Annotated in this window: 1 protein-coding gene and 1 pseudogene; one reads left to right on the top strand and one right to left on the bottom strand. The window is 65.1% G+C overall.

Annotated features, from left to right (window positions below; translation table 11 throughout):
• Nucleotides 1-1,443, bottom strand: a pseudogene (locus DMC18_RS24730) (methyl-accepting chemotaxis protein); the annotation flags it as partial.
• Between the two features lie 302 nt (nucleotides 1,444-1,745).
• Here DMC18_RS24730 and DMC18_RS24725 point away from each other — a divergent pair.
• Nucleotides 1,746-2,051, top strand: a 306-nt coding sequence (locus tag DMC18_RS24725; RefSeq protein ID WP_110133404.1) for a hypothetical protein, incomplete at its 3' end; no start/stop codon positions are given.

The following is a 2,051-nucleotide window of genomic DNA, read 5'->3' as shown; positions in this document are numbered from 1 at the left end:
CCACCCCGGCGTTGAGCGCCAGGAGGTTGGTCTGGAAGGCGATCTCGTCGATCACGCCGATGATCTGGCTGATCTGCTTGGAGGAGTTCTCGATTTCGCCCATCGCGGACACTGCCTGATGGACGACCTGGCCGGAATGCGTCGCTTCGCCACGGGTGGTCGAAACCACGTCCGAGGCCTGGCGGGCGCCCGAGGCCGTGCGGCGCACGGTGGCGGTCAGCTCGTCGAGGGCGGCGGCGGTCTCTTCCAGGCTGGCGGCCTGCTGCTCGGTGCGGCGCGAGAGGTCGTCGGAGGCGTGGGCGATCTCGTCGGCGCCGGTCCGCAGGCCATCGGTGGAGGCCGCGATGACCTTCACAGTGTCCTGCAGCTGGGCGATGGCGCCGTTGAAGTCGTCCTTGAGCTTGGCGTACTCGCCCGGGAAGGCGGCGGTGACGCGGAAGGTCAGGTCGCCCGAGGCCAGGCGCTCCAGGCCCTCGGCCAGCGAGCTGACGACCAGGGCGCTCTCGCGGGCGGCGGCCGCGGCGGCCTCCTCCTTGGAGCGGCGCTCGTCGGCGGTCAGGGCGGCGGTCTTCTCCTGCTCGGCGCGCAGCTGCTCGAGATGCAGCTGGTTGTCGCGGAAGACCTTCAACGAGCGGACGATGGCGCCCAGCTCGTCGGCGCGGGTCAGGCGCTCCAGATCGATGGCGTTGTCGCCCTTCGACAGCTTCTCGGTGGCGCCGGCGATGTCGGCGATCGACTTGCGGACGTTCATCACCGTCAGGAAGGCCAGGGCGGCCACGGCGGCCAGGGTGATCAGCGAGAGAACGACCGTGATGCTGATCGCGGCGGCGGCCTCGGCCTGCTTCTTGGCGGCCTGCTCGGCGACGCGGGTGTTGGCCGCGGCCACCACCTGGTCCAGCTGGGTCGTCATCTTGGCGTATTGTTCTTCGAACGGCGCGATGAAGCCGACGGCCATGTTGAAGTCGACGCCGATCATGCCGCTCACCGTGTCGATGGCGCTGCGGCATTCATCGAGCGACTTGATCAGCTCGGCGATCTTCGGCTGCTCGGCGGCCGGAAGCTTCGACTTCAGGGAGGCCAGGTCCTTCTTGATCGCGTCGGTCTCGGCCAGGACGGCGGCCATGCGCGCGTCGTTCTTGGCGACGTCGATGTTGCCGGCCTTGTGGGTCATCACGGTGTAGAGTTCACCGTTGATGTTCGAGATGCGCTTGGAGAGCTTCAGGATCTCCATGTTCTGGGCCATGTCGCTCTCGACGACCTGGCGCAGCGCGGCGGACTGGCTCTTCTGGATCATGATCGCCCCGCCGGCCATCAAGGCCAGCATCACCAAGGCGAAAGCCGGTGCGAAGCCGATTTTTATGATCAACGGCAGATCGACTAGTCGAAAGCGCTTCATCTCGAGATCCCCTCCAAGCGACGGCCGTGCCCACGGACCGCCTGCAATGAGGTCGGATCATCACGATAGATTCCTAATAGTTCCTGACTTTGGTTAAGAACGATGGCCGCACCTTGTCGCACCCCCCTCCCGGCGGCGCGTGCGCAGGCGCGTTTCGCGCGCGTTTCGAGTCTAGAGACGGGCAATTGCGGCGACATGGCACCCGTCGCAAGTCACCTTGGTTATCGACAAGTAAATATCGATTATTCTTCGCTGACTCAGACTATCTTAACTCGCGGCTGCGAGAAGGTGCAGGCGGCCGGTTGGCGCAACGTCCAACGGACGAAGAAAAAATACTAGGAGCAGCGGGATGAAATATCCGATCGCTATTGCCGCGGGAATCGCCGGCAGCTTTTTCGTCGCTCAGGCCGCTTCGGCCGCTGGCGGCTTCGAAGATCAAATGGGCCGTTGCTTGCAGCAATTCGCCAACACCAAGGACGCCGCCCAGGTGATGCTTGAGTGCACCGCCGACGCCGGCAAGCTCTCGGCTTGCAAGGTCGTCGACAACAGCGCGGCCGGCAAGGGCTTCGACAAGGCCGCCATGTGCATCGCTGAAAAGCTGCCGATGGGCGCCAAGACCGGCACCGTGAAGGTTCCGTTCCGCTTCCCGGGCGGC

This window comes from Caulobacter sp. D5 (genome assembly GCF_003185805.1).
GTDB lineage: Bacteria > Pseudomonadota > Alphaproteobacteria > Caulobacterales > Caulobacteraceae > Caulobacter.
This window is presented reverse-complemented; position numbering and strand designations above follow the sequence as displayed.